Consider the following 7,575-nt stretch of genomic DNA (forward strand, 5'->3'; position numbering starts at 1 on the left):
GTGCTGGCCTGGCTGTACCGGCTGGACAAGGGGCGCCTGCCGGCCCCGGGCGACTGGCTGAACGGCAGCACCGAACGGCGCCTGCGCCACCTGCTGGTGCGCTCGGGCGCGCTCGGTTACTGCCGGGACACCCCGGAAGTGGCGCGGGTGGTGGTGCAGGACATACTGCTGGCGCTGGAGCAGGTGGAACTGCTCTGGCCGGCCACCGCCGCCCTGCTGGCGCGGGCCGGCATGGACAGGCGGCAGGCCGAAGGCCGCGCCCGGGCCCGCCACGCTCGCCGGGCCATCGCCCGCCTTGCCGAGCAGTGGCGCCAGCGGGTCAGCCTGTGGCAGGCCCTGGACGAGGTGACCGAGGAATTCGGCATAGCGCCGGCCATCGGCACCGACGTCAACGGCGGCCAGCTGCGGGATCGGGCCTGGTTCGACATACAGCGGTTGTCCCAGTGGGTGGCTCAAATTCGTGAGCTGCAACGCCTGCTGAACCAGATGGGCCAGCAGCGCCCGGATCCGGCGCAAAGCGCCACCCTGAGCCAAATTCGCCAGCAGATGAGCCCCCGGGACGCGGGTCCCCAGGAACGCCTGTTGCCCGGCATGCCGATGGAAACCCAGGGCCTCACCCGCTCCGACCGGATCAACCGCATGCTGCCCCAGGAGGCGGCCTTTCTCGGCCATCCGCTGCTGCACCTGTTGTGGCATGCCCGCCGTGCCGAGCAGGGGCTGCTCAGCTACGCGGTGGCCGGGGTCATGCCCATCGACGCCGGCAACGACTGGCCCCTGCCCCGGGCCGGCCAGGGCCAGGGGCAGGGCAAGGGCAGCCAGATGGGACCCATCATCCTCTGCCTGGACACCTCCGCCTCCATGCACGGCCTGGCGGAGCAGGTGTCCAAGGCCATGGTGCTGGAGGCCCTGCGTCTGGCCAAGCGCCAGCGGCGGGGCTGCCTGGTGTACCTGTTCGGCGGCGAGGGCGAGCTGCAGGTGCTGGACAACGGCCACCTGACCCTGGCGGAGCTGATGGCGTTGCTGCGGGCCTCCTTCAGCGGCGGCACCGAGGTGGTCACCCCGCTGACGGCGGCGCTTTCGCGCCTCAGGGAGCAGGAGTGGCGGCAGGCCGACATCCTGCTGGTGAGCGACGGCGAGTTCCAGGTGCCCGCCGCCCTGCGGGAGCAGGTGGCGCAGACCAAGGACAGCCTGGGCGTGCGCCTGGTCGGCCTGCAGCTCGGCTACGCCACCGCCCTGCACGCCATGCGCCAGCTGTGCGATCCCGTGCACCTGTTCAGCGACTGGCGCAGCCTGGAGCAGGCGGCCAGGAGTTAAGAGATCGAGGCGGGTTGGAGCGAGGTCTCTTGCCGTGTGCTCGTTCCCGGCCTCTGCGTGGGAATGGGTGTTGTGGAGCGCGGGCCGCCTGCGCTCCAGGGGAGGCAATGGGCATTGCCTCCCTTTGCGTTTTCAGGGGGAGATGAAGGTCAGAACCGGTAGCTCAGGCTGGCCTTGAGCTCGCGTTCGGCGCCGAACCAGCAGTTGCTGTCGTCGAAGCAGCTGTAGTAGCGCTTGTCGAACAGGTTGTTGGCGGACAGCTGCACCCGGGCACCGTCCCAGTCGCCATTGAGCCGGCCCAGATCGTAGCCCAGCGCCAGGTCCACCAGGGTGTAGGCGGGCACCTGATCGGTATTGAATGCGTCCATCTGGGTCTTGCCCACATAGCGCACCCCGGCGCCCAGGGTGGTGCCGGCCAGGGCGCCGTCGAAGACCTCGTAGTTGGCCCACAGGCTGGCCTGGCGTTCCGGCACCCAGATCGGCGTCTTGCCGGCGAGTCCGCTATTGTCCCTGGTCACCTCCATGTCCATCAGGGTCAGGCTGGCGGCCAGGCTCAGGTTGTCGGTCAGGTAGCTGCCGGCTTCCAGCTCCAGGCCCTTGGCCACCACCTCGCCGGTCTGGATCTTGTCGTAGGCGCTGCCGTTGGGATCCCGGGTCGGGTCATTTTCCTTGGTGATGTGGAAGGCGGACAGGGTGCCCTGGTGGCGCCGGTCGGCGGACTGGTACTTGACCCCGGTTTCCCACTGCTGGCTGGTGGTGGGCTTGAAGGTGTTGCCGTGCCGGTCGTGACCGGTGATGGGCTCGAAGCCTTCGGCATAGCTGACGAAGGGAGAGAAACCGCCCGGCAGTTCGTAGAGGGCGCCGGCGCGGAAGCTGAACTTGTTCTGCTCCACCGTGCTGTCGACCTGGGCGCCGTACTGCATGCCCTTTTCATTGCCCACGTAACGGTCGTAGCGGCCGCCGGCGATCAGCACCAGCCGGTCTAGGCGGATCTGGTCCTGCAGGTAGAAGCCGGTCTGGCGGGTGCTGCGGCGGAAGTCTGCCGAAAAGTCGGCGGAAAAATCAGCGGGCCGGAAGAGGCGGTGGTTGCGCGCGAACAGATCGATGGCGGGCATGGCACCGTCTTCGTAGCGGATATCCGAGTTCAGCCAGGTATAGTCCACCCCCAGCAGCAGGTTGTGCTCCAGGCTACCGGTCTGGATCCGGCCGGACAGCTGGTTGTCGATGGCCCAGCTGCGGGAGGCCTCGTCGGTCAGGTAGGCGCGCCGGGCCAGGGTGCGCTGGTCGGCATCCAGGCCCGCGCCGTAGCTGTTTTCCTGATAGGCGGTGGCGTCCATGAAGCGCAGGTTCTGCAGCAAGGTCCAGTCGTCGTTGAGTTCGTGGTTCAGCTTGTAGCCCACCAGCAGCACTTCCCGATCATAGGTGTTCCAGTTGGCGTCGCCGGAATAGGCATCGGCGGGCAGCCGGCCGTTGACGTTGTCCTTGAACAGGCCAGCGGCCGGCAGGGTATTGAAAATGCCGGCGGAGGGGTCGTGCTGGTAATAGAGGTTGAGGTTGAGCAGGGTGCGATCCGAGATATGCCAGTCCACCGAGGGGGCGATCAGGTAGCGCTCCTCCTCCGAGGTTTCGGCCTGGCCGTCCTTCTTGCGGCCCAGGGCCACCAGGCTGTAGTTGAGGCTGCCGTCGTCCTTGAGCGCACCGCGGGACTCGAAGGTTCCCTCGCGCAGATCATGGCTGCCGCCGGCCAGGGTCAGCTCGTTGAAGGGCTGGCTGCTCGGTTGCCTGGCGATCAGGTTGACCATGCCGCCGGGCGGCATGGCGCCGTACAGCACCGAGGTGGGGCCCTTGAACACTTCGACCTGTTCGATGGCGAAGGCGTCGATCTGGGGCTGCAGGTTCCAGTCATTGTAGGTGAGCGGCAGGCCGTCGTAGAAGTTCTGGTAGTTGATAAAGCCGCGGATGTTGAACAGATCGAGCCGGCTGACGGCGCCGCCGCGCAGCTCGGTGTGCACGCCGGGCACATAGCGCAACGCCTCGGCCACCGAGTCCACGCCCCGCTGGTCCAGGGTTTCCCGGTCGACCACGCTGATGCCCTGGGGCGTTTCCTCCGGCGCCAGGGCCGACTTGGTGGCGGTATGGCGATAGGCCTTGCCCTGCACCACTACGGTGTCTTCGGTGAGCAGGGGAGCGTCGTCAGTGCCGGACTGGGCCAGGGCCTGGCCGCTCAGGGCGCTGGAGACCGCCAGGGCCAGCAGGGAAGGGGTAAAGGCGCGTTGCCGCCGCATGAGATCCTCTCTTTGGGATGGTTAAATGACAATGAATCTCATTTTACTTTTCTGGCGGCGAACAGACTTAACATTTTGGTGCAGCGGCGATGGGGATCCAGTATTCCATCCCGCCGCGCGTGTCGGCGGGGGCGTAGATTTCCAGATCGCAGGCGGACAGGGCGCGATACCCCGAGCCGGGCAGCCATTGGCGCAGTATCCAGGCGAGATTGGCGGCCAGGGTGCCGGGCTCGCCCCGGTGAGGGACCACCAGGTATTCCGACGCCGGTACGTCCAGCAACTCGAGACCCGCGGTGGCGGTGCCGCCGAAGGGGGTGCCGGCCCAGTAACGCAGGCGACCCGGCTGACATACGTCGATTTCGATAGCCGCCATGGGCGCCTGCCGGGCATGGGGGCAGCGTTGCAGCAGCCGCCGCCAGATCTGGGGAACGCGTTCGGCGAAGTCGGGGTGCTCGGCGAACAGGCCGCCGCAATGGTCGCTCAGGCCCATCAGCCGGCAGGCGGGACGGCTGTCGATGCGGAGCTGCAGCAACTGCCGATTGCCGGGGCGCAGCAGGGGAGCGCTCAGGCCCCGGCGTATGCCGGCCTGGCGGTACTGGCCGGGGGTGCAGCCGAACTCCTGGCGGAAGGCACGGCTGAAGCTGACTTCGGAATCGAAGCCGCAGCCCAGGGCGATGTCGAGCTGGCGCAGCCGGCCGCTCAGCAGCCATTCGGCCGCCCGGCTCAGGCGCAGCCGGCGGATATAGCGGGCCAGGCTCAGGCCGGTGGCGGCCTGGAAATCCCGTTGCAGCTGCCAGCGGGAGCAAGCGGACAGTTGCGCCAGCCGTTCCAGTTGAAGGGGGGCATCCAGGTGCTGGTGGATATGCTGGAGCAGGCGGTCCAGCCTGGACTGGGGGGACAAGGGGGTGGGGGCCGTCATGGTGTGCCTCCGGCAAGAGCCGGCCCGGGGCCGGCTCGGTCGTTATTCCTGTTTAGAACTTCCAGTTGACCGTCAGCTTGGCGTTACGGGGTTCGCCATAAAATGCTTGGCTGCCGCCCCAGTAAAGGCTGTTCAGGTATTTTTCGTCGGTCAGATTGTCGACATTGAGGGTGGCGTCAAGCCGGGGGGTAAAGTCGTACTTGGCCATCAGCCCGAGCAGGGTGTAGGCATCCTGGCGGATCTCTCGACCGGCGCCCAGATCGACATAAATATCGTCCTGCCATTTGATATTGGCGCCCAGCTTCAGCTGCTCCATCATGGGCAACCGGTAGGTGGTGGCCAGCTTGGCGCTTTGCCGCGGGGTATAGGTCTTGGTGGTGTTGCCCTCGCTGTCTTCGATATCCACGTAGCTGTAGCCGGCGCTGGCTTCCCAGCCCGGCAGCAGCTCGCCGGCCAGCTCCAGCTCCACGCCCTGGCTGGTAACGCCGTCCACGGCGCGGAAGTGGGTCCTGCCGTCGACAACGCCGGCCGCCTCGGCCAGGTTGGACTGCTCTATCCGGAACAGGGCCAGGTTGGCGTAGAGCCGGCCGTCGAGCCATTCGCCCTTGACGCCGGTCTCCATGCTGCTGCCCTCGACGGGATCCAGGCGGTTGCCGTCGATATCCGCCGCCACCTGGGGGGTGAAGATTTCGGTGTAGCTGGCATAAAGCGAGTAGTTCGGGGTCAGGTCATAGACCAGGCCGGCGTAGGGCACCAGCACATTGTCGTGACGGGTGGCCTTGTCTTTACCATAGCTGGTGCCGTGGCTGTCCCAGTTGGAGAGGCGGGCGCCCGCCAGCAGGCTCAGATCCTCGGTCAGGCTGAAGCGGGTGGCGGCGTAAAGGCTTTGCTGCTTATCGGTCCAGTCGCTGCCGCCGCCGTCGACTGTGAACTGGGGCTTGGCTATGTGACCATTCCAGCCATTGAGGCTTGGTAATGTTTCTAGTTTATTGTTGGCTCCACTCATCGATTTGTCTGTCGTGCTTGTGAAGGACCAACTGGTGCCGGCCACCAGCTCGTGCTCCCGGCCGGCCAGCCGGAAGGGACCGCTGGCGTAGAGATCGACCAGATCCTGGCGGGAACTGAAAGTGTAATGACTGGCGTGATTACCCTGAGGGATGCTGCCATCGGGAATGGGGTTAGCCCTAATATAAAACATCTGTCCGTCGGACTCGATTTCCAGATGGGAGTAGGCCGCCTTGGCGGTCCAGCCGTTGCCCAGCTCCTGGGCCAGCTCGACGAAGCTGCGGTTGTCCTCGTTATTCCAGTAGGCCCAGTCGGCGGCGCTGCTGTCGGAGCGGCTGTAGTCGGTGCGGCTGCCGTCGGTATAGAACAGCGGCAGCGAGCCCCACAGCGGGCTGTCGGCGTCGTTTTGCTGGTAGCTGTGGCCCAGGGTGAGCAGGGTACTGTCGGTCAGATCCGCCTCCAGCACGCCGTAGGCCAGGCCCCGTTGCTGCTCGTAGCGATCCAGGTAGGAATGCTTGTCCTGGCCGGCCACCACCAGGCGGGCGCGTACCCGCTCGCTGAGGGCGCCGGAGATGTCGCCCTCCAGCCGGCGATAATCCCAGGAGCCGACGCCGGCCTTGGCCGAAGCCTGGAATTCCTCGGTGGGGCGCTTGCGCACGAAGTTGACGGTGGCGGCGGGGCTGCCGGCGCCGCTCATCAGGCCGTTGGCGCCCTTGAGCACCTCCACCTTGTCGAACAGGGCGGTATCCAGATCCCCCATCAGGTTGCCGTAGGTCAGGGGCACGCCGATACCGTCCACCTGGAAGTTGGTGATATCGAAGCCGCGGGCGGTGAAGTAGGTGCGGTCGGTTTCCACCTTCTCCACATTGACGCCGTTGGTGTTCGCCAGCACGGCATTGACGTCGTTGAGGGCGAAGTCGTCCATCTTGGTACGGGTGGTGACCGATACCGTCTGCGGGGTTTCCCGCGGCGACAGGCTCAACTTGGTGGCGGTACGGCTGCTCTTGGTGGTATAGCTGTCGCTGCCCTCGGTAACGTCGTTCTCGCGCTCGGCGTTGACGGTGACGGTGCTCAGCACCAGGGGGTCCTGCTGCTGGGCCAGGGCGGGGGCCAGCACAGCGCCGGCCAGCAGGGCGGCAATCACACGGGACAGGTGTTTCTTCTGAAACGGCATTCCTTTAAATCTCCTTGATAGTAAAATTGTAAAAACAAATGATTTTTATTTAATTATTGACGCCTTGACCGGCCTGCGCGGGAGTCCGCGCGGGCGGCGCCTTCTATCCCGTGGTTACAGGGCCCGTTTCCGGGCCAGCAGGTAAATAAAGTAGGTCCCGCCCATGATGGAGGCGAGGGTGCCGGCGGGCAGCTGCATGGGGTAGAGCAGCACCCGGCCCAGCCAGTCCGACAGCAGCATCAGCGCCATGCCGAGCAGGGAGGCCAGCAGCAGCTGGGGGCCTGCCTTGCGCGCGCCCAGCAGGCTCGCCATGTGCGGCGCCAGAAGGCCGACGAAGGCCACCGGCCCCATCACCGCCGTGACCAGGGCGCAGATCACCGAGACCAGCACCAGCAGCAGCACCCGGGTGCGATCCAGGGCCAGGCCGCGGCCGAGGGCGATGCCGTCGCCGATGGACACCAGGGTCAGGCCGCGGCCCGAGGCCAGGGCCAGCAACCAGGTGAGCAGGATGCCGGCGGTGAGCCAGCCGGCCTGGGCCTCGCTCACCCGGTAGGTGGAGCCCGACAGCCAGCCGAGGATGGCGAACACCTGATCGTTGCCCTTGGCCAGGGTGAACTGCAGCAGGGCGTCGAGGAAGGCGGCGAGGGCGATGCCCACCAGCGCCATCATCGCCGGGGCGTAGCCGTGGCGGCGGCCGAGCAGCAGCAGGATGGCCAGCACCGCCATGCTGCCGCCGAAGGCCAGCAGCGGGCCGCCGTCGTGAATGGAGCTGCCGCCGAGCAGCACGCCCAGCACCAGCGCCAGGGTGGCGCCGGCGGAGATGCCCATGATGTCCGGGCTGGCCAGGGGATTGCGGATCAGCCGCTGCAGTATCACCC

Annotated in this window: 5 protein-coding genes; 1 reads left to right on the forward strand and 4 read right to left on the reverse strand. The window is 66.6% G+C overall.

Annotation, left to right across the window (positions count from 1 at the left end):
- On the forward strand, positions 1-1,314 hold a 1,314-nt coding region (locus CGX12_RS18320), incomplete at its 5' end, for a vWA domain-containing protein (RefSeq protein ID WP_142995688.1).
- Positions 1,315-1,463: 149 nt separating this feature from the next.
- Here the strand turns inward: CGX12_RS18320 and CGX12_RS18325 are convergent.
- From CGX12_RS18325 to CGX12_RS18340, 4 genes are all read right to left on the reverse strand, one after another.
- Positions 1,464-3,599 carry a TonB-dependent siderophore receptor gene (locus tag CGX12_RS18325; RefSeq protein ID WP_094041301.1) on the reverse strand — a complete coding sequence of 712 codons (2,136 nt, stop codon included), beginning with the start codon at positions 3,597-3,599 and terminating at the stop codon, positions 1,464-1,466.
- Between the two features lie 67 nt (positions 3,600-3,666).
- Complete coding sequence (locus CGX12_RS18330; RefSeq protein WP_254918345.1) at positions 3,667-4,518, reverse strand: AraC family transcriptional regulator; 852 nt, start codon at positions 4,516-4,518, stop codon at positions 3,667-3,669.
- A gap of 52 nt (positions 4,519-4,570) precedes the next feature.
- Positions 4,571-6,697, reverse strand: coding sequence for a TonB-dependent siderophore receptor (locus CGX12_RS18335; RefSeq protein ID WP_254918346.1), 2,127 nt, complete (start codon positions 6,695-6,697; stop codon positions 4,571-4,573).
- Positions 6,698-6,811: 114 nt separating this feature from the next.
- Positions 6,812-7,575 (reverse strand): iron chelate uptake ABC transporter family permease subunit (locus CGX12_RS18340; RefSeq protein WP_142995689.1); only part of this gene is annotated, 764 nt, incomplete at its 5' end.

The sequence above is a fragment of the Zobellella denitrificans genome (assembly GCF_002237365.1).
Lineage (GTDB): Bacteria > Pseudomonadota > Gammaproteobacteria > Enterobacterales > Aeromonadaceae > Oceanimonas > Oceanimonas denitrificans.

Bases quoted from the DNA above. Each gene is read 5' to 3' on its own strand.
- CGX12_RS18325 (WP_094041301.1), bottom strand. From the start codon at position 3,599: ATGCGGCGGCAACGCGCCTTTACCCCTTCCCTGCTGGCCCTGGCGGTC.
- CGX12_RS18330 (WP_254918345.1), bottom strand. From the start codon at position 4,518: ATGACGGCCCCCACCCCCTTGTCCCCCCAGTCCAGGCTGGACCGCCTG.
- CGX12_RS18335 (WP_254918346.1), bottom strand. From the start codon at position 6,697: ATGCCGTTTCAGAAGAAACACCTGTCCCGTGTGATTGCCGCCCTGCTG.